This is a genomic window from Paraburkholderia sp. GAS82 (assembly GCF_050436285.1).
In the GTDB taxonomy this organism is placed as follows: Bacteria; Pseudomonadota; Gammaproteobacteria; order Burkholderiales; family Burkholderiaceae; genus Paraburkholderia; species Paraburkholderia phenazinium_B.
The window spans coordinates 57,704-83,992 of sequence record NZ_JBNDLX010000001.1 but is presented as its reverse complement, the minus strand read 5'-3'; the positions used below and the strand labels follow the sequence as shown (position 1 = coordinate 83,992).

Here is a 26,289-nt window from a genome sequence, read left to right as displayed (position 1 = left end):
CATCCAGTCAATCAATGGCCCGCATCGGCGACGCGCGTTTGTACCGCGTCGGCAACACCGGGTTCGAGTTCGGCAGGCGCCGCCAGGTCGGGCGCAAGTTCGCGGCTACGGGCGGCGGCGGGTTTGTCGGCGCTGCGTGAAGAGGCGTCGGATTTGTCGAGCTTTTCGGCGCGCTCGGCCTTTTCGGCTTTTTCCGCCTTGTCCTTCTCGGCCTTGTCTTTTTCCGCCGATGTCTGGCTGCTGTATTCCACGTGCGCAGCCCGGATTACCGCAAGCGGTGCGACGACCGGCGCGGCGACGGGTGCTGGCCGCTCGGCCACGGCGGCCTCGGTCCCGGCTGCGGCTGCCTTCTGCTCGCCGCGCGCGCTCCGCTCGTTCTTACGGTCCGGCGCACGCAAATCGAGCGCGGTTTGCACACCGGTCACGCCAGGGACTATCTCCGGCTCGGCGTGCTTCGCCGCCCGGGCGCCCTTCGAGCGCTTCGGCTTGGCCACCACGGCAGGCGCGGCGGCCATCACCTCGTCCAGTGCCTTCTTGGCTGCGGCCTGCTCGGCCGCGCGCCGGCTGGCGCCCGAACCGGACACCTTGACTTCCAGCTTCGGCACCGTGCATTCGACTTCAAACTGCTGATTGTGCGCCGCACCATGCGTTGCCACGACAGTGTAGGTGGGCAACGCAATCTTGTGCCCCTGCAGATACTCCTGCAGCAGCGTCTTCGAGTCCTTGCCGAGCGTGCGGGGATCGATATGGTCCAGAATCGGCACGTAGAGGCGTTTGATGACCGTCTGAGCGGCTTCGAAGCCACCGTCCAGGAAGATCGCACCCAGGATAGCTTCGAGCGTGTCAGCGAGGATTGACGGGCGGCGGAAGCCGCCACTGCGCAGCTCGCCTTCACCGAGCCGGAGGCCCTCTGAAATATTCAGGGCCTGAGCAATTTCGTACAGCGACTGCTGTTTGACCAGATTGGCGCGGACGCGCGACAGGTCGCCCTCGTCCAGTTTGCTGAAACGTTGGAACAATAGTGCAGCCACCGCGCAATTCAGAACGGAATCGCCGAGAAACTCGAGCCGTTCGTTATGCGTGGCACTGTGACTACGGTGAGTTAAAGCCTGGCGCAACAATTCCGCATTGCGAAATTCGTAACGCAAACGGCTTTCCAACGGAGATAGGGGCATGTGCAGAGTATAACGCGGGCGCCTGCCCCGGCGAAAACGCGGAGCGGCCAACGGAAAAAGCGTTGTGAAGCGACCTTACCGCACGTTCTTAAAGTAGCGTGAGAACACGCCGCGCCCGATGAGTGGCATCTGCGCGACGTGTTGTCTGGTCAGCGTGCGGTCAGTGTGGTGACGATCAGTGGAACGTCCCGATGCGTTTCAAGTTGCTGAAATTCATCCAGATAAAGAACGCGCGGCCGACGATATTCTTGTCCGGCGCAAAGCCCCAGTAGCGGCTGTCTGCGCTGTTATCGCGGTTGTCGCCCATCATGAAATAATTGCCGGGCGGCACCTTGCAGATCACGCCGCGCGCGTTGTACGTGCAGTTATCGCGATACGGATAGTCTTCCGCGCCGACGATGTATGGCGGCACTGCCGGATTATTGAGAATTGCATTCTTGCGGCCGTCGATGTCCTCTTCGAACTGTTTCGCGTACCCGATGCGCTCTTCGTCGAAGTAGTCAGGCAGTGGCGTCTCCGGCACAGGCTTGCCGTTGATGGTCAGCTGTTTGTCCTGATACGCCACCACGTCGCCCGGCAGGCCGATCACGCGCTTGATGTAGTCGACCGATTCGTCTTTCGGGTAGCGGAACACCACCACGTCGCCGCGCTGAAGCGGACTGCCGTCGGTGATCTTGGTGTTGGTGATCGGCAGACGGATGCCGTATTCATACTTGTTGACGAGGATGAAGTCGCCCACCAGCAGCGTCGGCACCATCGAGCCCGACGGAATCTTGAACGGCTCGACCACAAACGAGCGGACCACGAACACCACGAGAATGACCGGGAAGAAGCTCGCCGAATATTCGAGCCACCACGGTTGACGCAGCTTTTCTTCACGCAGACGCGCCCGCGTTTGCGGGGCGTTTTCGTCGGCGAAGCGCTCACCAACGCGCGCCTGCTGACGGTCGAACTCGGCAACTGCCTCGTCCGCCGCGCGCCGCCGTTGCGGCACGAAAACCAGTTTGTCTGCGACCCATGCGATGCCCGTAATGATGACGAGCACAAAAAGAATCAGCGCAAAATTCATAGAGTTCCGTTCTTCGTCTTATTTGTCTTCGACACGCAGAATCGCGAGGAAAGCTTCTTGCGGAATCTCGACGGACCCGACCTGCTTCATTCGCTTCTTGCCTGCCTTCTGCTTTTCCAACAGCTTCTTCTTACGGGAAATATCGCCGCCGTAGCATTTTGCCAGCACATTCTTACGCAATGCCTTGATGTTTTCGCGGGCGATAATGTTCGCGCCGATGGTCGCCTGAATCGCCACGTCGTACATCTGACGCGGAATCAGCTCGCGCATCTTGGCCGCCACTTCGCGGCCGCGGTGCTGGCTCTGCGAGCGGTGGACGATCACCGACAGCGCATCGACCTTGTCGCCGTTGATCAGCATGTCGACCTTCACGACATCCGCTGCACGATATTCCTTGAACTCGTAGTCCATCGACGCGTAACCGCGCGACATGGACTTCAGACGATCAAAGAAGTCGAGCACGACTTCGCCCATCGGAATTTCGTACGTGAGCTGAACCTGACGGCCGTGGTACTGCATGTTGATCTGGACGCCGCGCTTTTGCGTACACAGCGTGATGACCGAGCCCACGTAGTCCTGCGGCATATACAGGTTCACGGTGACGATCGGCTCGCGCACTTCTTCGATCTTCGACGGATCGGGCATCTTGGCAGGGTTCTCGACCATGATGACCGTGCCGTCGCGTTGCAGGACTTCATACACCACGGTCGGCGCCGTGGTGATCAGGTCCATGTCGAACTCTCGCTCGAGGCGCTCCTGCACGATCTCCATGTGCAGGAGACCGAGGAAGCCGCAACGGAAGCCGAAGCCAAGCGCCTGCGAAACTTCCGGCTCGTAGTGCAGCGAAGCGTCGTTGAGCTTCAGTTTTTCCAGCGAATCGCGCAGGGCGTCGTACTGGTTGGCTTCGACCGGGTAGAGACCGGCGAACACCTGCGGCTTCACTTCCTTGAAGCCCGGCAGCGGCGCGGGCGCCGGACGGTTCACCAGCGTGACGGTGTCGCCCACCTTCGCGGCGGCCAATTCCTTGATGCCGGCGATGATGAAGCCCACCTGCCCGGCGGACAGCGACTCGAGATTCTTCGATTTCGGCGTGAACACGCCAATGTGCTCGACCGGGTACTGCGTGTCGGTCGCCATCAAGCGGATCTTGTCTTTGGGACGCAGCGTGCCGTTGACGATACGCACCAGCATCACCACGCCAACGTAGTTGTCGAACCACGAATCGATGATCAACGCCTGCAGCGGCGCTTCGGGATCGCCCTTGGGCGGCGGCACTTTCGCGATCAGCGCTTCCAGCACGTCTTCGACGCCGAGGCCCGTTTTCGCGCTACAACGCGTGGCATCGGTTGCGTCGATGCCGATCACATCTTCGATTTCGGTGATCGCGTTTTCGGGGTTCGCCGCGGGCAAGTCGATCTTGTTGAGCACCGGAATCACATCGACGCCGAGCTCGATTGCCGTATAGCAGTTCGCAACCGTCTGAGCTTCGACGCCCTGACTCGCGTCGACCACCAGCAGCGCGCCTTCGCACGCCGACAGCGAGCGGCTGACTTCGTACGAGAAATCGACGTGCCCCGGCGTGTCGATCATATTGAGGTTGTAGATCCGCCCATCGCGGGCTTTGTACGTCAGTGCAGCAGTCTGTGCCTTGATGGTGATGCCGCGCTCGCGCTCGAGATCCATCGAGTCGAGCACCTGCGATTCCATTTCGCGGTCGGACAGGCCGCCGCAAATCTGGATGATGCGATCGGCGAGCGTCGACTTGCCATGGTCGATGTGCGCAATGATCGAGAAATTACGAATATGATCCATTCAGTACCGATCAAGCGAAAAAGGCGCGCCCGGACGATTGCGGAGCACGCCTTGGAAGTAGGTGAAAAACCTGTCTATTTTAGCCGAAAAAGGCTTCCGCCCGGCATATCTTGCAGGAGAGCACTGAAAGCGGGCTCAGACGTATGTCGGGCCCCGTGACTTTCGATGCGCTAGCGGATCTGCCCGGCACGTGCGCTCAGCGCTGCGCGGACCCGCCCTTCGTCGAGGTGATAGTGGCACAACTCGACACCATCACACACCAAAACCGGCACTAACTCGTTGTAACGCGCTTCGAGTGCGGGATCAGTGTCGACATCGACGATCTCGACCTGCGCACCGAACTCCAGCAGCAGCGGCTCGAGCCCGGCACGCATGTCGTCACAAAGGTGGCACCACGCGCGCCCGTAGAGCGTGAGCGGTGCCACCGGTGTTGTCACTTCTGCGCGGAGCCGCTACGCGGGCGCAGCGGCACGAACTGCGTGTTGTCGCCACGACGCACCAGCAACGCAATCATCTTTTGCGGGTCCAGATGCGCGGTCACTTCGTCGAACTGCTTCGCGCTCGAGATATCCGTATCGCCGACGCGCAGAATGATGTCGCCCTTCTGCAAGCCGACGCGGGCAGCCGGTCCGTCCACCTGATCGACCTGCACGCCACCGTGCACCTTCAGCGTCTTCTGCTGGTCGGCGGGGATGTCGCTCACCGCGATGCCGAGAGAATTCGTCGCGCGTTGCTTCGGCGGCGGGGTCTGCTTCTCGTCAGTCTTGGCGGTTTTGTCCGCCTGCATTTCGGCAATCGTGACCGATAGATCGCGCGTTTGCCCCTTGCGCCACACGGTGATGGTGGCCTTGGTGCCCGGCTTCGTGTCGCCAACCATACGCGGCAAGTCGGTCGCGGTATCGACGGAATGGCCGTTGAACTTCAGGATGATGTCGCCCGGCTGCACGCCGGCTTTGTCGGCCGGGCCTCCAGGTTCGACACTGCTGACGAGCGCACCTTGAGCGGACGGCAAGCCAAGCGAGTCGGCCACGTCCTTGGTCACTTCGCCGATGGCCACCGCAATCCGGCCGCGCGTGACTTTGCCCGTTGTCTTCAACTGCTCGGCCACGCGCATCGCTTCGTCGATCGGGATCGCGAACGAAATGCCCATGAACCCGCCGGTACGGCTGTAAATCTGCGAGTTGATGCCGATCACCTCGCCCTGCATATTGATGAGCGGACCGCCCGAGTTGCCAGGATTGACCGGCACGTCGGTCTGGATGAACGGCAGATAATCACCGGTGTCGCGCCCCTTGGCGCTGACAATCCCGGCCGTGACCGTGTTTTCCAGACCGAACGGCGAGCCGATGGCCACAACCCATTCGCCCACACGCACCTTGGTCGAATCGCCAATCGTGACGGCAGGCAGATTCGACGCATTGATCTTCACCACCGCAACGTCAGTGCGATCGTCCATGCCAATCAGCTTGGCCTTGAATTCGCGCTTGTCGGTCAGCGTGACATAGATGTTGTCGGCATCATCGACCACGTGGGCGTTGGTCATCACATAGCCATCCTGCGACAGGATGAAGCCGGACCCCACACCGCTGCTCTGCTCGGAATCGGAGTTGTCGGGTGCGTCCTGGTTACTGCTGCTCCCGCCGCTGCCACTGCCGTTGTCGCCGTTATCGCCGCCACTACCGCCACCGCCGTTGCCATTCCCATTGCCAGGCGAACCGGGCTGCTGCGGCAACGGAATGCCGAAAAAGCGCCGGAAGAACTCTGACATATCACCGTCATCGAGTCCTGGCGCCGTGCCATGGGCACTGCTACCCGTCACCTTGGTCGTGGTGCGGATGTTGACGACTGCCGGCCCGACCTTGTCGACGAGATCGGTAAAGTCGGGAAGATTGGCTGCAGGCGCCGCCGACGCTGCATGCGGTACGAGCGGCAGACAAACTGCCACCACCGCGGCTGCGAGAAATTTGCGCACCGTGAAAATCGTCATATCGTAGCCAGCAGAGGGATTCGAGGAATTACTTGGGAGCCTTATATTCTATGGCAGACGCAAATTGCTGCAATGTGGCTTGGGGCACTTCCCCCAGCAGAGTAATCCAGAAGTCACCTTGACGCTTGACCAGCACGTGCGTCGCCCCGCTGCTGCCGGCGCCTTCCTTACGGGTATTTTTTTCGACCGGCTCGACAAATACCGAAATCGCCGCGAGGCCGTCCGAGAACACGGCCTGGTCGACCGGGATGGGTGGTTCGCTCGGATCAGCCGACGCCATCGGACGGCGCAACTCGCGAATCTTGTGGAAACCGGGCACGGTGGGATCGATCTGCCAGCCTTGCGCTTCCATATCCACCGGCTCGACCGGCGGTTTTACGACGGTCCAGCCCGCGGTGTTGTGGATGCCATTGGCGATCGGCGTCGTATCGACCGGCACGCCTATGCTGATCTGCGAGAACGACAACTGCTCGAGCACCTGCCCGCTCGGGTCGAGCGTCTGCGCGCGCAGCAGCAAGCCGGTCTTTTTGTCCGCCCAAAGCTTGTAAGCGAACCGGAAGGCGTCTTTCGGGTCGAGTTCGAGCACTTGACTGTCGATGCCCGCGACGCGGTCGTCGCCGAGCAGCTTCGGCTCATAGACAGACATCACCTGGTCGCTGCTGGCCGCGAGCAAAGCGGGGAATGAATCTTTGTTTTGGCGCTTTTCGACGACGCACAAATGCCGTTCGGGGATGAACGTGTACATTTCGTCGTTATGGCGCAACATCTTGCGCGGCTTGCCGTCCAGGCTTTCGAGCTGCTCGAACTCGCCGTCGCTGTGGGTGGCGAAATGGACGATCCGCGAGGTCTGGACGAAATTGCCCCGCTGATAGACGAACGCCCCTTCGTAATTCTGCTGCTGGGCGGCCTGGTGAATGCGGTTGAGCAAGTCCGCCGCAGTACGGCGGGCGACGAGCGGGTCGTCGGACTGCGCAAAGACACGCGGTGTGGCGGACAACAATACGGCTGCACAGAACAGAAATGCCGGCAGCCGCCCCCAGATAGTCGTTTTATTCAACCGCAGTGTCTGCATCAGACTATTGGCCTTGCGTGGTCATGGCGGAGGTGCGAATCAGCGGCATCGAACCGGGCATGACCGGTTGCTGTGCAAACTGTTGATGAGCTTCCAGATACTGGTCGAGGCTCGCGTCGCGGATGATGTTGCCGTCCGAAACCGGCTGGGCGGCGGCAACCGTCGGCACCGGGGCCATGGCCACACGCTGCACGGAATCGCCATGGGACTGCAGCGACGCGACCTGAGACACACCCGCACCGCCCGGCACACCCTGCAATTGCGGCACGACAATCCACGTCAGCGTGGCGGCGGCAGCGGCGACGGCAAACGCCGGCACGAAGCGACGGCGCAGCGCCAGCAAACGGCCTGCAGCCGGCATCGCGGCGGGCGCCAGCACGTGCGGCTCCTGCTCGAGACGCGCACTGAAGCTGGCGAGGAACGCGCTACTGGTCGCGGGGCTTACCGCCAGATCGTCCGAACGCAGAGCGTCGCCGATCAGGTGGTAATGCGACCAGGACGCGCGATCTTCGCGATCCAGCTCGGAAATAAACTTGTTCAGATGCTCTTCGCCGAACAGCTCACCGTCGACAAAAGCGGACAGACGCTCGCCTCGCGAGCTTGCTTGCGATTGCATCGAGACCGACCCCATGATGCTCCCCATCTTACACACCCCTAGTGACACCACCTAACCCAGATATTGCCCCATTGCCCCGACGGGCGAGCTGGCCGACTACCAGCGTTTGCCTTCGGGTGTGTCAAGCAATGGACGCAATTTTGCCGCAATGGCTTCGCGAGCGCGAAAAATTCGTGATCTGACCGTGCCGATTGGGCACCCCATCATCTCAGCGATTTCCTCATAGCTCAAACCTTCAATTTCACGAAGAGTAATGGCGGTGCGCAACTCTTCCGGTAAAACCGCCATCGCAGCATTGACCGTCTCAGCGATCTGCTTGCTCATCAACATCGACTCAGGCGTGTTGATATCCCTTAGTTGGTCGGCGTCCGAGAAAGTTTCAGCTTCTTCAGCATCTGCTTCGGTCGAAGTGGGTGCACGCCGCCCCTGGGTCGCAAGGTAGTTCTTTGCCGTGTTGACCGCAATCCGGTACAACCACGTATAAAAGGCCGATTCGCCGCGGAATTGGGGCAGCGCCCGGTATGCCTTGATGAAGGCATCCTGAGCTACGTCCTCAACCTCAGCGGGGTCCCGCACGAGGCGCGAGATCAGCCGGAGGATCTTCCGGTGGTATTTGGAGACCAGAAGCTCGAACGCGGCCTTGTCGCCCTTCTGGACGCGTTCGACCAGCACCTGATCAATTTCTTTTTCGCTCACCTGATAAATCCGTTAACTATGGGCTGCAACGCGGGGCACCATTGTAGCGTCCCCATCATCGCGTCACGTTACTAAGGTACTCGCGGTTACAGTCGTTACAGTCAGACGCCGGCGGCGCGCCGGCCCAGCACGGCCAGCTCGCGAAACGCCTCGGCAGACAGCGTGTCGGCCGCGATCAGCAACGGCCGGGAACGGCCGCTCGCGCCCACGAGCGCCAGAATGAGGAGCCGGCCGCTCCACTGCGAGCAACCGGCAATACGACCCTGCGCGAGCGTGTGCCCGGCGCGGTTCCAGACGGTGAGGCCATCGGGCCCGATTTTGATGGCGCCGGGCTCGGCGTGCCAATGCCGCCGCGCGGCGAGCGAGAGGAAAGCTAGCACAGTTGCGGCAGCGGGCGCTGCCTGCATGGCGCCGAGCCGGGCTGACAGGCATGCCTGAACGGCAGCCACGGCAATCAGGATAAAAGCCACCGTTGCGCCACGCAGGACAACGGAGCGTCGCAGGGTAACCAGCGGCGCTCCGTTCGGCGATGCCGGTCCAGCGGGAAGCGCGGGACCGGGCTGCGTGGAGGGTGACGTCAAACGGACCGGTCCGCTCAGGCGCGCTTGAAGACCAGCGTGCCGTTCGTGCCGCCGAACCCAAACGAGTTCTTCAGCGCGATGTCGATTTTCATCTCCCGCGCGGTGTTGGCGCAGTAATCAAGATCGCACTGGGGATCCTGGTTGAAGATGTTGATCGTCGGCGGCGAGATCTGATTGTGCACGGCGAGGACCGTGAAGACCGACTCGAGACCGCCCGCGCCACCCAGCAGGTGGCCGGTCATCGATTTCGTCGAATTCACGACGATGTTCTTCGCGTGATCGCCGAAGGCACGCTTGATGCCGGTGGTTTCCGCGAGGTCGCCGAGCTGCGTCGAGGTGCCGTGGGCGTTCAGGTAGTTCACCTGATCCACGTTCACACCTGCGTTCTTCAATGCGGCCAGCATGCATCGACGTGCGCCGTCGCCATCTTCTACCGGGGCAGTCATGTGATAGGCGTCGCCGCTCATCCCATAACCGCTCACTTCGGCGTAAATCTTCGCGCCGCGGGCCTTCGCGTGCTCGTACTCTTCGAGCACCATCACGCCGGCGCCCTCGCCGAGCACGAAGCCGTCGCGATCCTTGTCCCACGGACGGCTCGCCGTAGCCGGATCGTCATTGCGTTGCGACAGGGCACGCGCCGCCGCGAAGCCGCCAATGCCAAGCGGCGACACGGTCGATTCCGCACCGCCCGCAATCATCACGTCGGCGTCGCCATATTCGATCAGGCGCGAGGCCTCGCCGATGCAATGCAGGCCGGTGGTGCACGCCGTGACGATAGCGAGGTTCGGGCCCTTGATGCCGAACTTGATCGAGAGATGGCCGGAGATCATGTTGATGATCGAGGCCGGCACGAAGAACGGCGAAATCCGGCGCGGGCCGCGATTGAGCAGCTCCGTCTGCGTGACTTCGATCATCGGCAAGCCGCCGATGCCCGAGCCAACCACAACGCCGATGCGCTCCGAATTCTCATCGGTGACTTCGAGCCCGCTGTCCTGCATCGCCTGGATGCCGGCAGCCACGCCGTAATGGATGAACGTATCCATGTGGCGCGCTTCCTTGCCGGGGATGTAGTCCTCGATATTGAAGCCCTTCACCTCGCCGGCAAAGCGGGTCGTGAAGTTCGCGGCATCGAACTTCGTGATGTTGGCAATGCCCGACTTGCCAGCGACCAGATTGGCCCAGCCGTCGGCAACATTATTGCCAACAGGCGAAATCAGCCCCAGGCCTGTAACGACAACACGACGACGGCTCACGGTAACCTCTTTTTCATAGGTGACAAAAGCAAAAGCCACAGCGGCCACAGGAATCGGACCTGTGAGCCCTGTGGCTGTTAACCTGGAACACGCGCTGAAAAACGCGTTGGAAACTGCGCCGAAACCTGCACTTGCATCTGCGCTGGAAACGGCTGCGCCGGCAACTTCATCGCCAACTCCGTCGGCAATAGCACCAGCCCCGTGGATGCCGGAAACCGGCCCAACAGGGCGTCACACGCCGCCAACCCAGCAACGCGGGCGCGAATGACCTTAGGCCTTGACGTTTGCGCGAGCGTAGTCGATCGCTTGCTGGACGGTCGTGATCTTCTCAGCTTCTTCATCCGGAATTTCCATGCCGAATTCGTCTTCGAGGGCCATCACGAGTTCGACGGTGTCGAGCGAGTCAGCGCCGAGGTCGTTCACGAACGACGCTTCGTTCTTGATCTCTGCTTCGGCAACGCCCAGTTGTTCTGCGACGATCTTCTTGACGCGCTGTTCGATATTGTCCATTAACCCCTCCAAGGGAAAAGAAGTTCAAAAATACAGGTGCGCGCATTTTATCAGGTTTGCCCCTGCAAAAAAGCGGCGCGCACGGTTCCTGTCAAGGCATCCGCCCGGTCACGACGAGAATCGCGTCACGGCGCGGATGGTAACCGAATTCCGTTAAGACATGTACATGCCGCCGTTTACATGCAACGTCGTGCCGGTGATGTAGCCGGCCTGCGGCGAAGCAAGAAACGCAACAGCATGAGCGATGTCTTCCGGGCTGCCCAGACGGCCAAGCGGAATCTGGGTCTTGAGCGCGGTTTGCTGCTCTTCCGGCAGGGTCTTCGTCATGTCGGTGTCGATAAAGCCCGGCGCGACGCAGTTCACGGTAATGCCGCGGCTGCCGATCTCGCGCGCCAGCGCCCGCGTCATACCCGCTACGCCGGCTTTCGCCGCCGCGTAGTTGGCCTGTCCCGGGTTGCCAGCCGAGCCGACCACCGACGTAATGTTGATAATGCGGCCGCCCCGCGCCTTCATCATCGGGCGGAGCACTGCGCGCGACAGGCGGAACACGGACTTGAGATTGGTGTCGATCACCGCGTCCCAGTCGTCGTCCTTCATGCGCATCGCCAGTTGATCCTGAGTGATGCCCGCGTTGTTCACGAGCACGTGCAACGTTCCAAATTCTTTCACGGTGCCGTCGATCAGCGCTTCTGCCGCAGCCGCGTCGTTCACGTTCAGTACTGCGCCGCGGCCGTTCACGCCTTCGGCCTTGAACGCTTCGGTGATCGAGGCAGCGCCGCTTTCGCTGGTCGCCGTGCCGATGACGGTCGCACCCTGGCGCGCCAGTTCGAGCGCAATGGCGCGGCCAATACCCCGGGAGGCGCCGGTCACGATCGCGATCTGCTTATCGAGAGTCTTTTCCATCTTTCAGTCCGGAGTGCCCGTGAGGGCTGATTGCAGTCTTTAGGCTGTAGTGAGTACTGTGATACTTGCGGCTGTACCTGCGCGCCGCTCAGGCCGTCACGAGCTTAAGCGTTTCTTCGAGCGAGGCCGGATCGAAAACCGAAGCACCGACCAGATTGCCGTCGATGCGCTTGGTCAGACCTGACAGAACCTTGCCGGGACCGCATTCGATTACATGCGTGACACCCTGGCCCGCGATCGCCTGCACGCATTCGACCCAGCGCACCGCGCCGGCGGCCTGACGCACGAGTGCATCCTTGATTGCGGCCGGCTCGTTGACGATAGCCACATCGACGTTATTCACAACGGGAATCTTCGGCACCTGCACCTCGACGCTCGCGAGATACTCGCGCAACTGATCCGATGCGGGCTTGAGAAGCGAGGAATGGAAAGGCGCCGACACCGGCAGCGGCAGCGCACGCTTCGCGCCCTTGGCCTTGGCGATTTCGCAGGCCTTTTCGACCGCGGCCTTGTTGCCGGCAATCACGACCTGCGACGGCGCGTTGAAATTCACCGCTTCCACGACACCCGCCGACGCTGCTTCGGCACACACCGCACGCACCGCGTCATCGTCGAGACCGAGAATCGCCGCCATGCCGCCCTCGCCTACCGGCACGGCCGTCTGCATGGCCTGCGCGCGAAAACGCACGAGCGGTACCGCGTCACGGAACGCCAGCGCGCCGGCAACGACCAACGCCGTGTATTCACCAAGGCTGTGGCCCGCGACGATTGCCGGCGCCGGACCGCCCGCGGCCTGCCACGCGCGGTAGATCGCGTATGCGGCCGTCAGCATGACGGGTTGGGTATTGGTGGTGAGGTTCAGATCATCAGCCGGACCTTCGGCGATCAGCTTGCCCAGATCCTGGCCGAGCGCGTCGGAGGCTTCCTGAACTGTCTCGCGCACGATGGCGTGGTCGGCAAATGCGTTGAGCATGCCGACAGACTGCGAGCCCTGGCCAGGAAAAACAAACGCAAATTTCATGGGATCCTCAAAATTCGATGTTTCAGATGCGTACGGCACGCGGCCTTATCGACGCGACTGATCGTTGCGGGCGACGCCGAAGCGCCGCCTCAAACGCAGATCAATAGCGGATAACCGACGCGCCCCACGTGAAGCCACCGCCAACGCCTTCGATCAGGACGTTCTGGCCACGCTTGATACGGCCGTCGCGCACGGCGACGTCGAACGCGAGCGGAATGGACGCAGCCGACGTATTGCCGTGCTCGCCCACCGTGACGACCATGCGCTCCTGCGGCAGGCCCAGTTTGCGGCACGTGCTTTGCATGATACGGATATTGGCCTGATGCGGAATCAGCCAATCGACCTGTTCCGCTGTGAGGCCAGCTTTGTTAAGCGCTTCGACGGCGACCTTCTCGAGCACGTTGACGGCGAGCTTGAACACCGCCTGGCCGTCCATATGCAGGAACGCGCTACCGGCGATCACACCGCCGTTCACGTTGCCCGGCGTGCAGAGAATGTTGGAATGACTGCCGTCGGCATGCAGCGCGTTGGCAAGCACGCCAGGCTGTTCCGAGGCCGAGAGGATGACTGCGCCAGCGCCGTCGCCGAACAGCACGCAGGTCGTGCGGTCATTGAAATCGAGCAGGCGCGAGAAGGTCTCCGCACCGATCACCAGCGCAGTGTGATGCTGACCGCTGCGGATGAAACTGTCCGCCGTTGCCACTGCATAAGCGAAGCCCGAACAGACAGCCTGCACGTCGAACGCCGCGCCGTTATTCTTGATGCCGAGCTTGTTCTGCAGCAGACACGCCGTGCTAGGAAACACATAGTCGGGCGTGGAGGTGGCGACAATGATCAGGTCGATCGATTGCGGGTCGACATCGGCAGCTTCGATCGCGCGCTGGGCGGCGATAAGCGCGAGATCGCTAGTGGTGACATCAGGTTCTGCGAAATGGCGTGCGTGGATGCCGGTGCGGGCTACGATCCACTCGTCGCTGGTTTCGACGCCCTGCCTGGCAAGACGTTCGGCCAGGTCCTGATTGCTGACGCGCCCGGGTGGCAGATAACTGCCGGTTCCCAGCACGCGGGAATAAATTGTCGATTGAGCCATTATGCCTTCGAGGATAGCGCAGCGTAGGGCTCGGCTGGCTGGCCTGCGGCCGGACTTGCATAACCCGCGCCGCTTGCGTCGCGCGCAACCTGTTCCAGAGAACTCGCGTTCTCTTCCATCGCCCGCGCAAGGCGTTCCAGCACGCCGTTTTTGACGGCATCATACCCGCGTTTGATCGCCCACTCAAACGCGTACGCGTCCGCCGAGCCGTGGCTCTTGATCACGAGACTACGCAGGCCGAGCAGCGCTGCACCGTTGTATTGCCGGGTGTCGACCCGCTTCTTGAAGCGTAACAGTACCGGCAACGCGAGAAGCCCCATCACCTTGGTCAGCCACGAGTGGCCGAACTCTTCCTTGATGATGTCGTTCAACATCTGCGCGAGCCCTTCCGATGTCTTCAGCGCGACATTGCCGACAAAACCGTCGCAGACGATCACATCGGTCGTGCCCTTAAAGATATCGTCGCCCTCGACGTTACCGTGGAAATTCAGTGTACTCGCCCGCAGCAACTCACCGGCACGCTTGATGGTCTCGTTGCCCTTGATGACCTCTTCGCCGATGTTAAGCAGACCGATCGTAGGACGTTCCTTGCCCTCGAGCGCCGACACGAGCGCATGCCCCATCTCCGCAAACTGCAGCAGATGCTGCGGCTCGCAATCGACGTTGGCGCCCAGGTCGAGCATCATCGTGTAGCCGGTTGGATTGGGCAATGCGAACGCGATCGCCGGGCGTTCGATACCCGGGAGCGTTTTCAGAACATAGCGGGACACCGCCATCAGCGCACCGGTGTTGCCGGCGGAGATGCAGGCCTGAGCCTCGCCTTCCTTGACGCGGTTGAGTGCCACGCGCATCGACGAGTCTTTCTTCTTGCGCAGCGCGACTTCAACCGAGTCGTCCATGGCGACGATCTCTGAAGCCGGCACGATGACCAGCGCAGAGTCGCCCTCGGCCTTCAACTTCTTGAGCTGGGCGCGGATCACGCTTTCGATACCGACGAGCATCAACTGCGCATCGGGATGCGAACGAACGAAACTGACAGCCGCGGGAACGGTCACGGACGGGCCGTGGTCGCCTCCCATGCAATCTATCGTGAGCTTTACTGTCATGGAGTGCGACGAATTTCAGGAGCTCTGCATGGGAACGCAGCAAGCGCTAGACGGCTAACTGCGTTCGACACAAAAAAGCGGCCATAGATGCCGCCTTTTTGTCGAGCCGGGAAAATGTCAAGCGAGCCGATCGCCACGCGAAACGCCAAGGGGCGCAACGCAACGGGACGATTAGTCGTTCTTCGTCTTGACGACTTTCTTGCCGCGATAGTAGCCGTTCGGGCTAACGTGGTGACGCAGATGCACTTCACCCGTGCTCGGTTCCACAGCCAGCGGCGCTGCGCTGAGGAAATCGTGCGAGCGGTGCATGCCGCGCTTCGACGGCGACTTCTTGTTTTGTTGGACTGCCATGATAACTCCTAAAAATTTTCCGAATTCTAACACAGCCCGATACGGCAATCGTCACTGGCCGAATGGCCAACGCGCCGCATCGCGCTCCTATGCAACTGTTCAGTGCTTCTCGCCGCCGGAACCACCCTTCTTGAGGGCTTCGAGCGCCGCAAACGGATTGGGCCGGGCGGGCTCGCCGCCCTCTTCAGCCTCATCCTCTCCAGCTTCGTCGCCCTCATCACCGGCCACCCCAGACACGAGCGACTCGTGCACTTCAGGGCAAACCTCGTGTTTGGGCACCAGCGGTAAACTCAGCAGCAACTCTTCTTCGATCAAGTCGATAAGATCGAAATGGGCTGAACCCACGATCACATCGACTTCATCCTCGTCGAGCGGAAACTCTTCGGCTTCCGCCTCAGTGTTGACGATCCGGTAAGTCGCATCGACGTTGAACGCCTGCAGATACGGCGTGAGACACCGCTGACATTCGAGCCATGCCGACCCGTGAATCGCGAGCCTCAGATAAGGCTGCGGACCCTCGGTGCCGTCGTCCTGCAATTCCGGCTGCGTTGCCCCTTCGGCCTGCCAGGTGAACGCGCTTTCGCGCTCTGGCGCTTCCGCAGGAACTTCGTTTAACATGCGCGGCAGTTGCGAGACGCGCACGAGACCCGCGGCCTGACAGCCACTCCGCGCGAATTCGAAAAGATCGACATCATGCGGGTCGGCGAGACCTGCAGGTTTGCCAGGATGTTGAGTCATGTGCGCTCCTGCGTCGGCACGGATTTAGCCGGGGTAAATCAGGTCAGTATGCCGCCTGCCGAGGCGCTGCTACTACGAGACAAACCCTGATTGCAGCAAGACCGCATTGGGGGTTTGCGCGGGATTTTCACGAGGCTTCCCCGAGGTTTCCCTGCAGCGCAACGTTCACATACCGATGAAAAGCCCAAAATCATATCCGTTTTGTCTTTTCGAGTCAAACACTTAAGCCCACACGCGCGAAAGCCCGTGCGGCCTGCTCTCCCTAGCCTTTGGTTCACCATGCCGGATATCTCTTCCCGCCCGCCGCGCCTGATTCTGGCGTCGAGTTCGCGCTACCGCCGCGAGCTTCTGGAACGCCTGCGCGTGCCGTTCGATGTCGTCGTGCCCGCTGTCGACGAAACGCCTCACCCGGGAGAAACGCCCGAAGCGACCGCCCTGCGGCTCTCCGAGGATAAAGCACGGGCGGTCGCAGCCAAACTGGCCGCCGGTGAACACGCACTCGTGATCGGCTCAGATCAGGTCGCCACTTACGACGGTCTGCAGATTGGCAAACCGGGCTCGCACGACAAGGCGCTTGCCCAGCTGCAGGCCATGCGCGGCCGCGAAGTGCTGTTTCATAGCGCGCTGTGCCTGTTCGACAGTCGCGACAGCAGCGCCCAGACGCTTGATGTCGTGACGACGGTACGCTTCCGGAATCTGTCAGACGCTGAACTGGAAGCCTATTTGAGAGCCGAAACGCCTTACGATGTCGCCGGCAGTGCCAAATCCGAAGGGCTCGGCATTGCGCTGCTAGATGCGATCGAGTCGGACGATCCGACCGCGCTGGTCGGACTGCCGCTGATCGCGTTGTCGCGAATGCTACTGGCGGCCGGTTTTCCACTGTTGGGGGCACGATGAGCGGCACACTGTATCTGATCCCGAACACCCTGGGCGAAGGTGACGCGGACGCGCTCGACGCCGTGCTGCCCGCGCCAGTGCGGGCGCGCGCCGCGGCTCTGCACTATTACATCGGCGAAAACGCGAAAACCACGCGCGCCTTCCTGAAGAAAGTCGGCACCGAACGGCCGATCCAGGAAATCGAGATTCGCGAGTTGAACGTGAATACCCCGGCGGGCGAGATCGAAAAACTGCTGGCGCCGGTCCTGGCAGGCACGGATGCGGGCCTCGTCTCGGAGGCCGGTTGTCCGGCGGTCGCCGATCCGGGTGCGCTGCTGGTGCGGCGGGCGCACGAGCGCGGCGTCAAGATTGTGCCGTTCGTGGGACCGAGCTCGATTCTGCTGGCGTTGATGGCTTCCGGCCTGAACGGCCAGAGTTTCGCCTTTCACGGTTACCTGCCGGTGGACGCAGCCGAACGGGCCAAGCGGCTGCGCGATCTGGAACAGCAGTCGCGCAAGGGAAAGCAGACGCAGATCTTTATCGAGACGCCTTATCGCAACAAGGCACTGCTCGATACTTTGCTGGCGACCTGCGCGCCGTCGACGCTGGTGTGTGTCGCAGTGGATCTGACGCTGGAGACCGAGACGATTGCGAGTCGAACCGTGTCGGATTGGAAAAAGGCGCCGGTGCTCGATCTGCACAAGCGCCCGGCGATCTTCCTGCTTCTTGCCGTCTGAAAGAGGGGCCGGCCGCCGGACCTGCAAGGACGAAGGCCGCCCGACGCGGCGGCCGCTACTTGACTGGGCGACTTCCGCTTGACCAGCCGCCGACCGACTGACCGTCCCCGCGGTAAGCGACTCCCTGCGTCACTGTTTACCGCAAGCTCATCTTCCCGCCCAGCACCATCGCGTGAACCGCAGCGCTGCCAACCGCCGCGCCGAACTTGCGCGCCACGCGATCGGTGATGCTTTCCTTCACGGTGTAATCGACGATATCCGGCGCCTTGATAATCTCGCGCGCGACGTAATCAGAGTCGCCAAAGCCATCCGCCAGACCAAGATCAACACTCTGCTGACCGGTCCAGAACAGACCCGAGAAGATATCCGGCGTCTCATGCAGCCGCTTGCCGCGGCCTTCGCGCACCGCGTCGATGAACTGCTGGTGGATCTGGTCGAGCATTTCCTGGGCATGCGCGTCCATCTTCGGCGTCTCCGGAGAGAACGGGTCGAAGAAACCCTTGTTTTCGCCCGAGGTGTGCAGACGCCGCTCGACGCCGAGCTTGTCCATCAGCCCGGTAAATCCGAAGCCGTCCATCAGCACGCCGATCGAGCCGACGATGCTCGCCTTATCCACGTAAATCTTGTCTGCCGCTGCGGCCGCGTAGTACCCGCCCGAGGCGCACATGTCGCCCACCACCACATACAGCGGGATGGACGGATATTTGGCGCGCAGACGACGGATATCGCGATTGATGATGCCCGCCTGCACCGGACTGCCGCCCGGACTGTTGCAGCTCAGGACCACGCCCGCCGTGCCGGCGTCGTCGAAGGCGCTTTCCAATGCGGAGTCGACATCATCGGCGTTCGCATTCGTGTCCGCGGCAATTTCCCCGTCGAGCGTGACCAGTGCGGTGTGGCGCCCGGTGGTGGCGACCTTCTCGCCGGAAAAGTCGAACACGCCCCAGACCACCAGCAGCAGCAGGATGACGAAGACGAAGCGAAAGAAGATCTTCCAACGCCGCGCCGCGCGCTGTTCGCTGATGGCAGCGAGCGCAATGCGTTCGAGCGCGGCGCGCTCCCAGCCCGGTTCATCAGTTGGCGTCGGCCTGCGGCCCGCTGAGGACGGTTGGTTCGGATCGGGAGTGAGATTGTCGGCCATGCGTCGCAGATCAAAGAGTCAGGGGGTGACCGGACGCAGGTCGTCGTCCGGCAGCCAGAATACCGCGCGGCCATCCGGTGTATCCCGTTCGTCTACCTGAACGGGACGCAGCCTGCCGCCACGGCACGGACCGCCGACACACTTACCTGTATCCGGCGCGTAAATTGCGCCGTGCGTGGCGCACATCAAGTATAAACCCGATGATTCGAAGAACTGACCCTCAGCCCAGTCGAGCTCCATCGGCACGTGCGCACAGCGGTTCAGATAACCAAAAACCTCGCCACCATAGCGGACAAAGAAAACAACCGCATCCCCGTCGACATATTTCGCCTGGCGGCGCAGCCCTGTGCCGCCCTCGACCAGTTCGTCGGAAGCGCAGATCCGCACGGGTTCGATGGCAGACATGCTCATGCGTTCTCGCGCAACCAGCCGGACAGCGCGCTGACGCTCGACGCCACGAACTTCGGCTCGAGCGCAGCGAGCGAGGCCTCCGGATGGGCGCCGTAGGTCACGGCGATGCCTGCCACGCCGGCGTTGATCGCCATTTGCAGGTCATGGGTCGTATCGCCGACCATCACCGTGCGTGCCACATCCTGACCCAGTTCACGGGTCAGCTCATGCAGCATTGCCGGATGAGGCTTCGAGAAAGTCTCGTCGGCACAGCGGGTACCGTCGAACAGGCTGGTGAGGCGCGACTGGTCGAGCGCCCGGTTCAGGCCCACACGGCTCTTGCCGGTGGCGACACCAAGCAGATAACCCTGATCGCGCAACTCCTGCAGCATTTCGCGCACTCCAGCAAAAAGCTCCGTGGTCTGATCTTTGACCAGATAGTGAAAACGGTAGCGCTCGGCCAGACGCGGATACTCGGACGGGTCGAGCGTCGGCGCGGCGATCTGCAGCGCGTCGCGCAGCCCGAGGCCAATCACGTAGCTCGCCGCCTCATCAGCCGGCACCGGCAAGCCGAGATCGCGACACGCCGACTGGATACTGCGCGTGATATGCACGGTCGAATCCATCAAGGTGCCGTCCCAATCGAAGACGATCAGATCAAATTGCTCTCTAGCCATGCGTATTCGTCTCCGGGGTTGCCCCGTTATTGATTTCATTGAGCTGATCGATGAAACGCCGGCATTCCGCCGGTAGCGGCGCCTCGAACTGCAGCACGTCGCCGGTAGCCGGGTGTGCCAGCTTGAGCCGGTACGCGTGCAGAAACATCCGCTTCAGTCCAGGACGCGCATTGGTGCGCGCCAGCTCTTTATTCAGTGCGAAATCGCCATATTTGACGTCGCCGACGATCGGCAACTCCAGATGCGCGAGGTGAACCCGGATCTGATGCGTGCGACCCGTCTTCAGTTCCGCTTCGAGAAGCGCGTAGTCCGGCCAGCGATTCACCAGATTGAACACCGTGTGCGACGCCAGCCCGTCGGCCTGGACCCGCACGCGGCGTTCGCCATCCGCCGTCAGATACTTGTGCAGCGGCTCCTTGACCGCCCGGCGGCGGCCCCAGTCGCTCGCCCACTCGCCATGAACGCACGCAAAGTAGCGCTTGTCCATGCGGTTCTCACGAATCTGCTCGTGCAGGTTAACAAGTGCCGCGCGCTTCTTCGCCAGCATCAGGACACCGGAGGTTTCGCGGTCCAGACGGTGCACCAGTTCCAAAAATTTTGCCTGCGGACGCGCCTCGCGCATCTGCTCGATTACCCCGAACGCCACCCCGCTGCCACCATGGACGGCGACGCCGGCCGGTTTATCGATGACCAGCATGTGGTCATCTTCAAAAAGAATTTCGAAATGGGCGGCTGGCACGGGATTGTGAGCGCTCGCTTCGGTCCCTTGAGCGATGCGGATCGGCGGCACGCGCACGAGATCACCATGCTCGAGACGGTACTGCGCATCGACCCGGCCCTTATTTACACGCACTTCCCCGCTACGCAGGATGCGATAAATATGGCTTTTAGGCACGCCTTTACAGACGCGTAACAGGAAGTTGTCGATGCGCTGTCCGGCCGCGCCATCATCGATCTCGATCATCGAGACCTGGTCACTTGCGACCGATTTCTGGGATATTTTGCCTAACTCTTTCATTCTGAATATAATTTGCCCAGCAGTCTGCGGCGGCCGGCGCATTGTCCGGTATTCCGGCAGTCTGCGCAGGTGCAAGCGATAAACAGTCATTTTACTTGCGCCCGGGTCTGGTTGCTCACCCGCATAACGAGATGCAACAAGTTGTACGCACGGAGTCAGCACCCGGCAGGGACGGCGCCCACAGGCGCGTTCGGTCACGGTCGGCTCCGCGGTAACGGAATTTTGGTAAAAAAGAATTTAACTGCGAGCCTCGGGTATCGGCGGTTTGACGCCCTGCAGGACGAGGCTTCCGGTTGCGAAAATACGGCGTGCGCCCAAGGCGTCTTGTAGAAAGTACAAGACATGGCGACGTCAAAATGAGGCGAGACACCCCCGGCGAGAAAAGACGCGCCTATTGCGCGAACTTCCCGCTGCGGCTCGACCGCAGCCTTCGACCCTCCGGTCACGCGCCCAGTTGGCGCACCGGCGCGAGTGGACGAAGGTGTGTATAGGTCAGCCGGCAGTACCCGCGGCGTGTCAGGCCGTTATTTGAAGCCGTGTTCGCATGTGCCCTGCGGCACCGCGTCCTTCTGTATGGACCGGGCCCTCTCAGGCAATTCTCCCCGCCATTTTTCCCGCTCCAGCGTGCTTGTGAAAACACAATAAAGCGCGGCATGCCGCTGCCTCGAACGTCCTTTGCGTCCAATAAACGCGAGGCGTGGGCGCAGGCTAAGCCGCTCTGGAGTCGTTCAATGAAACGAATGTTGTTTAATGCAACGCAGCAGGAAGAACTGCGCGTAGCCATCGTCGATGGGCAAAAACTCATCGATATCGACATCGAAACCGCCGGTCGCGAACAGCGCAAAGGCAATATTTACAAGGGCATCATCACTCGCATCGAGCCGTCGCTCGAAGCCTGTTTCGTCAACTACGGCGAAGACCGTCACGGTTTTCTGCCGTTCAAGGAAGTCGCCCGCCAGTATTTCCGCGACGGCGTCGACATGCGTTCCGCCCGTATCCAGGACGCCCTGAAGGAAGGTCAGGAACTGATCGTCCAGGTCGAAAAGGAAGAACGCGGCAACAAGGGCGCTGCTCTCACCACCTTTATTTCGCTGGCAGGCCGTTATCTGGTCCTGATGCCGAACAATCCGCGCGGCGGTGGCGTGTCGCGCCGGATCGAAGGTGACGACCGTCAGGAACTGCGCGAAACCATGGCGCAGCTGCAACTGCCGGAAGGCATGAGCATCATCGCGCGTACGGCTGGTATTGGCCGCTCCGCCGAAGAACTGCAGTGGGACCTGAACTACCTGATGCAACTGTGGCGCGCCATCGAAGCCGCGTCGCAAAGCGGTTCGACCGGTCAGCCGATGCTGATTTATCTCGAATCGAGCCTGGTGATCCGCGCAATTCGCGACTATTTCCAGCCGGATATCGGCGAAATCCTCATCGACACCACCGAAATTCATGACCAGGCCCGCGCCTTCATGGATATCGTGATGCCGGATAATGTCAGCAAGGTGAAGCGGTATCACGACGACGTGCCGCTTTTCTCGCGTTTCCAGATCGAACATCAGATCGAAACGGCGTATTCGCGCACGGTGCCGCTGCCTTCGGGCGGTGCGATCGTGATCGACCACACCGAAGCGCTGGTGGCCATCGACGTGAACTCGGCGCGCGCCACCAAGGGCGCCGACATCGAGGAAACGGCTGCACGCACCAACCTCGAAGCCGCCGACGAAGTAGCCCGCCAGTTGCGCCTGCGCGACCTGGGCGGCCTGATCGTGATCGACTTCATCGACATGGAGTCGGCCAAGAGCCAACGCGAAGTCGAACAACGCCTGAAAGACGCGCTCAAGCACGACCGTGCACGTGTCCAGATGGGCAAGATTTCGCGCTTCGGCCTGATGGAACTGTCGCGTCAACGTCTGCGTCCGGCCCTGTCGGAAGGCAGCCACGTGACCTGCCCGCGCTGTAACGGCACGGGCCACATCCGCGATACTGAATCGTCCGCGCTGCAAGTGCTGCGGATCATTCAGGAAGAAGCGATGAAGGAAAACACCGCGGCCATCCACTGCCAGGTGCCGGTCGAAGTGACCGCCTTCCTGTTGAACGAGAAGCGCGCCGAAATCAACAAGATCGAGTCGCGTTTCAAGGTCAATGTCGTCCTGATCCCGAACAAGCACCTCGACACGCCGCACTACAAGCTCGAGCGCCTGCGTCACGACGATGCGCGCCTCGACGAGCCGCGTGCTTCGTGGAAGATGGCCGAAGAAGCGGCCCGCGAGCTGGAATCGGAAACCGGTTACAGCAAGCGCGCCGAGGAAGTGAAGCCGAAGCAGGAAGCCGCGGTCAAGGGCATCACGCCTGAAAAGCCGGCGCCTAGCGCTCCGGTTCGCCCGGTTGCTGCCGCTACGCCTGCCCCTGTGGCAGTGACGCCGGCTGGTGGCGGTTTCATTGGCTGGCTGAAGAAGCTGTTCGGCGCGGCGCCGGCGGCGCCCGCACCGGTCGCACCGGCACCCGTCGAGCAGACGGCGCGTCCGGCACGCGGCGATCGTCCGGAGCGCGGTGAGCGCACGGGCGAGCGCGGCGGCGATCGTCGCAATAATCGCCGTGGCGGCGCGAGCGGCCGTGATGGCGCGGCGCGTGGCGAAGGTGCTGCGGTTGGCGGCCGTCAAGGCCAGCCGTCGCAGCGTCGTGACGAACGCGAAGGTCGCGAAGGACGTGAAGCCCGCGAGGGTCGTGAGCCGCGTGAAGCACGCGAGTCGCGCGAACCGCGTGAGGGTCGCGAGCCGCGCGAAACACGGGAACCGCGTGGCAACCGTGAGCCGCGCGAAAGCCGCGAGCCGCGTGGCGAGCGCGAAGGGCGTGACAACCGCGGCGAGCGCGGTCAGGAACGCGCGGACCGTGGCGAAACCGTGGAAAGCGCACCGCGCGCCGAGCGAGGCGAACGCCAGGAACGCGGCGAACGTCGCGATCGCGGTGATCGTCCGGAACGCGGCGAGCGTCGCAAGCAGCAACCGGAAGGCGCCGAAGCGCTGAGCCAGGACGAAAACCAGACCGATCTGCTGACGCAAAACCAGGCCGGCAACCTTGAAGGCGGCGCTCCCGTCGATCAGGAAGCCGTGGCCCGTGAAGGCGAAGAGCGTCGTCGCCGCCGTCGCGGTCGTCGTGGCGGCCGTCGTGAGCGCGAAGAAGAAGGCGTGAACGGTAACGTCAACGCCGAAGGTGCCGAGTCTGTCGAAAGTGCGGAAACGGAAGGCGAAACGGCTAGCGCAGCAGTCGAGGCGCCGGCTCAGCAGCCCCGTCACGAAGCGCCGGCAAGCGCACCGGTCGAAGTGGTCGTTGCTGCGGTCGCAACGGAAACGGCGGTCGTCACCGAACTGCATGCCGCAACCGAAACGCCGGTTCTGGCCGCCGAACAGGCTGCCAAGACCGAAGCTTTCGTGCCGGTCGCAGAAGCAGCCGCGCCCGAAGCGCCGGTAGTCACGCACGCTGAACCGGCGCCGGTTGTATCGGCACCGGCCGCGCCCGTGGCACCTGTTGCGCCGGTCGCAACCGAAGCCGCACATGAAACCGCAAGCGCTGCCGTCGAAACGACGAGCGCAGCACCTGCGGCGCCTGTGTTCCAGGCACCGGTTCACGAAGCGCCGGCGGTCGAAGCGCCAGTACAGGCACCGGCAGCGGTTGAGCCCGCTGCTGCAGAGACGTTCGCTGCCGAGCCGGCCGCCGTTCAGGCTCCGGTCGTGGAAGCGACGCCGGCAACCTCGGTCGCTCCGGCGGTCGTGGTTGCTGCACCGGTGGAAGCACAGCAGCCAGTGGTCGAAGCAGCGCCGCAAGCTGCCGCGCCCGAAGAAGTAGCCGCACCGGCAGCACCGCAACCTGCGGTTGAGCCTGCGCAGGCTGTCGAACCGGCACCGGTCGCTGCTGTAGCGCCAGTTGTGCCGCGCAACAACGGTCTGTCGCCGGAAGCCCTGCAGCCGGTACTGGAAAGCGCCGGCCTGGTGTGGGTCAACACCGACGCCACCAAGCTGCGTGCCGCGCAGGAAGCCGCTGCGCAAGTTGCGAAGCCAGCCCGCGTGCCGCGCGAGCGCAAGCCGCTGCCGCCGGTCGACAATGCGCCGATGCAGCAGGTCGAAACGGCGAAGCACCCGCAGTAAGCCGTTACACCGGGCGCTGTCAACGCCCTGCTGTCCAGAAAGCCCGCCCTCACCGGCGGGCTTTTTGTTTGCCTGAATGCGGGTATTCGTTCCATGTGGGTGGACGGGCGTTCCGCTAAAATGGAAGTCTGCACCCCAATTGAAGCGATCCATGTCCCGACGCATCATCCCTGTTGCCGACGTCAGCGCGGTCCCGGTTATCACCGGCCCCGTGCAGACGCCTAGCGGCGTGCTGCGCGACACCCTGTCGCGCCCGCTGCGGGATCTGCGCATCTCGGTGACGGATCGGTGCAACTTCCGCTGCGTCTACTGCATGCCGCGCGCGGTGTTCGACAAGGACTACGCCTTCCTGCCGCACAGCGCGCTGCTGAGCTTCGAGGAAATCGAGCGCCTGGCGCGGCTTTTCGTCGCACATGGCGTAGAAAAGATCCGCTTGACAGGCGGTGAACCGCTGCTGCGCAAAAACCTGGAATACCTGATCGAACGGCTCGCGCAACTCACCACGCCGGAAGGCCGGCCGCTCGATCTCACGCTTACCACTAACGGTTCGCTGCTCGCCCGCAAGGCGCGCAGCCTGAAAGACGCCGGACTGACGCGCGTCACGGTCAGCCTGGACGCGCTCGACGACACGCTGTTTCGTCGCATGAACGATGCGGACTTCGCTGTGGACGACGTGCTGGAAGGCATCGCCACCGCCCAGGCGGTGGGCCTTGCGCCGGTCAAGGTCAACATGGTGGTCAAGCGCGGTACCAACGATGGCGAAATCGTGCCGATGGCACGCCACTTCAAAGGCTCGGGCTGCGTGCTGCGCTTTATCGAGTACATGGACGTGGGCACGTCGAACGGCTGGAACATGGCTGAAGTGCTGCCGTCGGCCGAGGTCGTGGAAAGGATCGGCGAACACTTCCCGCTGGTGCCGCTCGAAGCGCACAGCGCCGCCGAGACTGCGCAGCGCTGGGGCTACACCGACGGCAGCGGCGAGATCGGCGTGATTTCGAGCGTCACCCGGGCGTTCTGCGGCACCTGTACACGCGCCCGGCTCTCCACGGAAGGCAAGCTGTACCTGTGCCTGTTTGCGTCAGCGGGACACGACCTACGTGCGCTGGTGCGCAATGGCTCGAGCGATGCACAGATCGCCTCCGCGGTCGCACATATCTGGCAGGCCCGCGGCGATCGCTATTCCGAACTGCGCGGCAGCAGCGCTGCGGTATCGCAATCGCCAGACGAGCGCCGCGTCGAAATGTCGTACATCGGCGGCTGAGGCCGTCTTGCCTGCCGCACTCAATCCCCTGCCAGCCAATCTCACCGGCCTCGTTCTCGCCGGCGGTCGCGGC

Annotated in this window: 25 protein-coding genes; 4 read left to right on the top strand and 21 right to left on the bottom strand. The window is 62.3% G+C overall.

From position 1 onward, the window contains the following. Positions 1-11: 11 nt before the first annotated feature. From rnc to P3T17_RS00340, 17 genes are all read right to left on the bottom strand, one after another. The gene (gene rnc / locus P3T17_RS00420; protein ID WP_429405441.1) at positions 12-1,175 is read right to left on the bottom strand and encodes a ribonuclease III; all 1,164 of its coding nucleotides are present in this window, start codon (positions 1,173-1,175) and stop codon (positions 12-14) included. Between the two features lie 175 nt (positions 1,176-1,350). Beyond that, positions 1,351-2,244 carry a signal peptidase I gene (gene lepB / locus P3T17_RS00415; protein ID WP_074263845.1) on the bottom strand — a complete coding sequence of 298 codons (894 nt, stop codon included), beginning with the start codon at positions 2,242-2,244 and terminating at the stop codon, positions 1,351-1,353. 18 nt (positions 2,245-2,262) lie between these two features. Further along, entirely contained in the window at positions 2,263-4,056 is a 1,794-nt protein-coding gene (gene lepA / locus P3T17_RS00410) for a translation elongation factor 4 (protein ID WP_074263844.1), read from the bottom strand. A gap of 170 nt (positions 4,057-4,226) precedes the next feature. Beyond that, entirely contained in the window at positions 4,227-4,493 is a 267-nt protein-coding gene (locus tag P3T17_RS00405; RefSeq protein ID WP_429404033.1) for a glutaredoxin family protein, read from the bottom strand. Continuing rightward, on the bottom strand, positions 4,490-6,043 hold the full coding sequence (locus tag P3T17_RS00400) for a DegQ family serine endoprotease (protein ID WP_074263842.1): 1,554 nt from the start codon (positions 6,041-6,043) through the stop codon (positions 4,490-4,492). The genes P3T17_RS00405 and P3T17_RS00400 overlap by 4 nt, the downstream gene beginning before the upstream one ends. 28 nt (positions 6,044-6,071) lie before the next feature. Continuing rightward, the gene (locus tag P3T17_RS00395) at positions 6,072-7,115 is read right to left on the bottom strand and encodes a MucB/RseB C-terminal domain-containing protein (protein ID WP_429288161.1); all 1,044 of its coding nucleotides are present in this window, start codon (positions 7,113-7,115) and stop codon (positions 6,072-6,074) included. A 4-nt stretch (positions 7,116-7,119) separates the two neighbouring features. Further along, positions 7,120-7,746 carry a sigma-E factor negative regulatory protein gene (locus P3T17_RS00390; RefSeq protein WP_074263840.1) on the bottom strand — a complete coding sequence of 209 codons (627 nt, stop codon included), beginning with the start codon at positions 7,744-7,746 and terminating at the stop codon, positions 7,120-7,122. A gap of 81 nt (positions 7,747-7,827) precedes the next feature. Further along, positions 7,828-8,427 (bottom strand): RNA polymerase sigma factor RpoE, encoded by a 600-nt coding sequence (rpoE, locus tag P3T17_RS00385; protein WP_006051939.1) that lies wholly within the window; start codon positions 8,425-8,427, stop codon positions 7,828-7,830. 101 nt (positions 8,428-8,528) lie between these two features. Then, on the bottom strand, positions 8,529-9,008 hold the full coding sequence (locus P3T17_RS00380; RefSeq protein WP_429404031.1) for a protein YgfX: 480 nt from the start codon (positions 9,006-9,008) through the stop codon (positions 8,529-8,531). Between the two features lie 14 nt (positions 9,009-9,022). Further along, the gene (gene fabF / locus P3T17_RS00375) at positions 9,023-10,261 is read right to left on the bottom strand and encodes a beta-ketoacyl-ACP synthase II (protein ID WP_074265970.1); all 1,239 of its coding nucleotides are present in this window, start codon (positions 10,259-10,261) and stop codon (positions 9,023-9,025) included. 270 nt (positions 10,262-10,531) lie between these two features. Further along, complete coding sequence (gene acpP, locus P3T17_RS00370) at positions 10,532-10,771, bottom strand: acyl carrier protein (RefSeq protein ID WP_004197638.1); 240 nt, start codon at positions 10,769-10,771, stop codon at positions 10,532-10,534. Positions 10,772-10,924: 153 nt separating this feature from the next. Next, entirely contained in the window at positions 10,925-11,674 is a 750-nt protein-coding gene (gene fabG / locus P3T17_RS00365; RefSeq protein WP_074263839.1) for a 3-oxoacyl-ACP reductase FabG, read from the bottom strand. Between the two features lie 88 nt (positions 11,675-11,762). Next, a complete protein-coding gene (gene fabD, locus P3T17_RS00360; RefSeq protein WP_429404029.1) occupies positions 11,763-12,695 on the bottom strand; it encodes an ACP S-malonyltransferase in 933 nt (310 codons plus the stop codon). A gap of 100 nt (positions 12,696-12,795) precedes the next feature. Continuing rightward, positions 12,796-13,785, bottom strand: a complete 990-nt coding sequence (locus tag P3T17_RS00355; protein WP_429404027.1) for a beta-ketoacyl-ACP synthase III — start codon at positions 13,783-13,785, stop codon at positions 12,796-12,798. Beyond that, a complete protein-coding gene (plsX, locus tag P3T17_RS00350) occupies positions 13,785-14,891 on the bottom strand; it encodes a phosphate acyltransferase PlsX (RefSeq protein ID WP_429404025.1) in 1,107 nt (368 codons plus the stop codon). The genes P3T17_RS00355 and plsX overlap by 1 nt, the downstream gene beginning before the upstream one ends. Positions 14,892-15,062: 171 nt before the next feature. Continuing rightward, positions 15,063-15,242 (bottom strand): 50S ribosomal protein L32, encoded by a 180-nt coding sequence (rpmF, locus tag P3T17_RS00345; RefSeq protein WP_074263835.1) that lies wholly within the window; start codon positions 15,240-15,242, stop codon positions 15,063-15,065. A 99-nt stretch (positions 15,243-15,341) separates the two neighbouring features. Further along, the gene (locus tag P3T17_RS00340; RefSeq protein ID WP_074263834.1) at positions 15,342-15,980 is read right to left on the bottom strand and encodes a DUF177 domain-containing protein; all 639 of its coding nucleotides are present in this window, start codon (positions 15,978-15,980) and stop codon (positions 15,342-15,344) included. Positions 15,981-16,259: 279 nt separating this feature from the next. Between P3T17_RS00340 and P3T17_RS00335 the strand changes: the two genes are divergently transcribed. Both P3T17_RS00335 and P3T17_RS00330 read left to right on the top strand, forming a co-directional pair. Further along, on the top strand, positions 16,260-16,877 hold the full coding sequence (locus P3T17_RS00335; protein ID WP_074263833.1) for a Maf-like protein: 618 nt from the start codon (positions 16,260-16,262) through the stop codon (positions 16,875-16,877). Then, positions 16,874-17,593, top strand: a complete 720-nt coding sequence (locus P3T17_RS00330) for an SAM-dependent methyltransferase (protein ID WP_429404023.1) — start codon at positions 16,874-16,876, stop codon at positions 17,591-17,593. Before P3T17_RS00335 ends, P3T17_RS00330 begins: the two co-directional genes overlap by 4 nt. A gap of 136 nt (positions 17,594-17,729) precedes the next feature. Here the strand turns inward: P3T17_RS00330 and P3T17_RS00325 are convergent, their stop codons facing one another. Genes P3T17_RS00325 through P3T17_RS00310 form a run of 4 tightly spaced genes read right to left on the bottom strand, consistent with a single transcriptional unit; the run spans position 17,730 to position 20,819 of the window. Further along, a complete protein-coding gene (locus P3T17_RS00325) occupies positions 17,730-18,734 on the bottom strand; it encodes a S49 family peptidase (RefSeq protein ID WP_429404021.1) in 1,005 nt (334 codons plus the stop codon). 18 nt (positions 18,735-18,752) lie between these two features. Beyond that, a complete protein-coding gene (locus P3T17_RS00320) occupies positions 18,753-19,145 on the bottom strand; it encodes a Rieske (2Fe-2S) protein (RefSeq protein WP_429288156.1) in 393 nt (130 codons plus the stop codon). Continuing rightward, positions 19,142-19,801 (bottom strand): HAD-IIIA family hydrolase, encoded by a 660-nt coding sequence (locus P3T17_RS00315; protein ID WP_429288155.1) that lies wholly within the window; start codon positions 19,799-19,801, stop codon positions 19,142-19,144. Before P3T17_RS00315 ends, P3T17_RS00320 begins: the two co-directional genes overlap by 4 nt. Beyond that, a complete protein-coding gene (locus tag P3T17_RS00310) occupies positions 19,794-20,819 on the bottom strand; it encodes an RluA family pseudouridine synthase (protein ID WP_429405439.1) in 1,026 nt (341 codons plus the stop codon). Before P3T17_RS00310 ends, P3T17_RS00315 begins: the two co-directional genes overlap by 8 nt. Positions 20,820-21,550: 731 nt before the next feature. On the opposite strand from P3T17_RS00310, the gene P3T17_RS00305 reads away from it, so the two are divergent. Then, positions 21,551-24,955, top strand: coding sequence for an Rne/Rng family ribonuclease (locus P3T17_RS00305; protein ID WP_429404019.1), 3,405 nt, complete (start codon positions 21,551-21,553; stop codon positions 24,953-24,955). Positions 24,956-25,106: 151 nt separating this feature from the next. Continuing rightward, positions 25,107-26,216 (top strand): GTP 3',8-cyclase MoaA, encoded by a 1,110-nt coding sequence (moaA, locus tag P3T17_RS00300; protein ID WP_429404017.1) that lies wholly within the window; start codon positions 25,107-25,109, stop codon positions 26,214-26,216. Positions 26,217-26,289 lie beyond the last annotated feature (73 nt).

Excerpts from the sequence above, each read along its gene's own strand:
- rnc (WP_429405441.1), bottom strand. The coding sequence starts at position 1,175 with ATGCCCCTATCTCCGTTGGAAAGCCGTTTGCGTTACGAATTTCGCAAT.
- lepB (WP_074263845.1), bottom strand. The coding sequence starts at position 2,244 with ATGAATTTTGCGCTGATTCTTTTTGTGCTCGTCATCATTACGGGCATC.
- lepA (WP_074263844.1), bottom strand. The coding sequence starts at position 4,056 with ATGGATCATATTCGTAATTTCTCGATCATTGCGCACATCGACCATGGC.
- P3T17_RS00400 (WP_074263842.1), bottom strand. The coding sequence starts at position 6,043 with ATGACGATTTTCACGGTGCGCAAATTTCTCGCAGCCGCGGTGGTGGCA.
- P3T17_RS00395 (WP_429288161.1), bottom strand. The coding sequence starts at position 7,115 with ATGCAGACACTGCGGTTGAATAAAACGACTATCTGGGGGCGGCTGCCG.
- P3T17_RS00390 (WP_074263840.1), bottom strand. The coding sequence starts at position 7,746 with ATGGGGTCGGTCTCGATGCAATCGCAAGCAAGCTCGCGAGGCGAGCGT.
- acpP (WP_004197638.1), bottom strand. The coding sequence starts at position 10,771 with ATGGACAATATCGAACAGCGCGTCAAGAAGATCGTCGCAGAACAACTG.
- fabG (WP_074263839.1), bottom strand. The coding sequence starts at position 11,674 with ATGGAAAAGACTCTCGATAAGCAGATCGCGATCGTGACCGGCGCCTCC.
- fabD (WP_429404029.1), bottom strand. The coding sequence starts at position 12,695 with ATGAAATTTGCGTTTGTTTTTCCTGGCCAGGGCTCGCAGTCTGTCGGC.
- P3T17_RS00355 (WP_429404027.1), bottom strand. The coding sequence starts at position 13,785 with ATGGCTCAATCGACAATTTATTCCCGCGTGCTGGGAACCGGCAGTTAT.
- plsX (WP_429404025.1), bottom strand. The coding sequence starts at position 14,891 with ATGACAGTAAAGCTCACGATAGATTGCATGGGAGGCGACCACGGCCCG.
- rpmF (WP_074263835.1), bottom strand. The coding sequence starts at position 15,242 with ATGGCAGTCCAACAAAACAAGAAGTCGCCGTCGAAGCGCGGCATGCAC.
- P3T17_RS00340 (WP_074263834.1), bottom strand. The coding sequence starts at position 15,980 with ATGACTCAACATCCTGGCAAACCTGCAGGTCTCGCCGACCCGCATGAT.
- P3T17_RS00335 (WP_074263833.1), top strand. The coding sequence starts at position 16,260 with ATGCCGGATATCTCTTCCCGCCCGCCGCGCCTGATTCTGGCGTCGAGT.
- P3T17_RS00330 (WP_429404023.1), top strand. The coding sequence starts at position 16,874 with ATGAGCGGCACACTGTATCTGATCCCGAACACCCTGGGCGAAGGTGAC.
- P3T17_RS00325 (WP_429404021.1), bottom strand. The coding sequence starts at position 18,734 with ATGGCCGACAATCTCACTCCCGATCCGAACCAACCGTCCTCAGCGGGC.
- P3T17_RS00320 (WP_429288156.1), bottom strand. The coding sequence starts at position 19,145 with ATGAGCATGTCTGCCATCGAACCCGTGCGGATCTGCGCTTCCGACGAA.
- P3T17_RS00315 (WP_429288155.1), bottom strand. The coding sequence starts at position 19,801 with ATGGCTAGAGAGCAATTTGATCTGATCGTCTTCGATTGGGACGGCACC.
- P3T17_RS00310 (WP_429405439.1), bottom strand. The coding sequence starts at position 20,819 with ATGAAAGAGTTAGGCAAAATATCCCAGAAATCGGTCGCAAGTGACCAG.
- P3T17_RS00305 (WP_429404019.1), top strand. The coding sequence starts at position 21,551 with ATGAAACGAATGTTGTTTAATGCAACGCAGCAGGAAGAACTGCGCGTA.
- moaA (WP_429404017.1), top strand. The coding sequence starts at position 25,107 with ATGTCCCGACGCATCATCCCTGTTGCCGACGTCAGCGCGGTCCCGGTT.